1 protein-coding gene is annotated in these 392 nt (G+C 25.5%); it reads right to left on the bottom strand.

What is annotated here, in order from left to right; translation table 11 throughout:
* On the bottom strand, positions 1–314 hold a 314-nt coding region (locus A9G22_RS07885), incomplete at its 3' end, for a sulfatase-like hydrolase/transferase (protein WP_176700250.1).
* Positions 315–392: the final 78 nt, after the last annotated feature.

The raw sequence follows: 392 nt of genomic DNA, 5'->3' as shown, positions 1-392 counted from the left end.
TTCACTAAATCAATTAAATTTAAGTTATATTTAGGCTTAAAATTGTTTTGTAAGGTCAAAACTCTTGTTAAAGATGGTATTGTATGGGTAGCAGGGGATAACATGCCATCAACGATAGTACCATTAACATTGCTTAAAAAGGGAGTTGTATCTGGTTTATAGCCATATAATCCGTGATAAAATTTGGAACCACTTTCGCCAATAATTAAAACATAATTTTTATATTTATTGTTGACATTAACTACATGCCAATCGTTCTTGTTAATATTTTCTTTAAAATCTTTTAATTCAGTTATTGCATTTTTAGTGGACAAATATAATTCTTTAAAAAATATTAAGTTTGGTATAAAAATAAGACTTCCAATTAAACTAATAATTAGAATGAATTTGTT

The sequence above is a fragment of the Gilliamella sp. App2-1 genome (assembly GCF_001690255.1).
In the GTDB taxonomy this organism is placed as follows: domain Bacteria; phylum Pseudomonadota; class Gammaproteobacteria; order Enterobacterales; family Orbaceae; genus Gilliamella; species Gilliamella apicola_G.
This window is presented reverse-complemented; position numbering and strand designations above follow the sequence as displayed.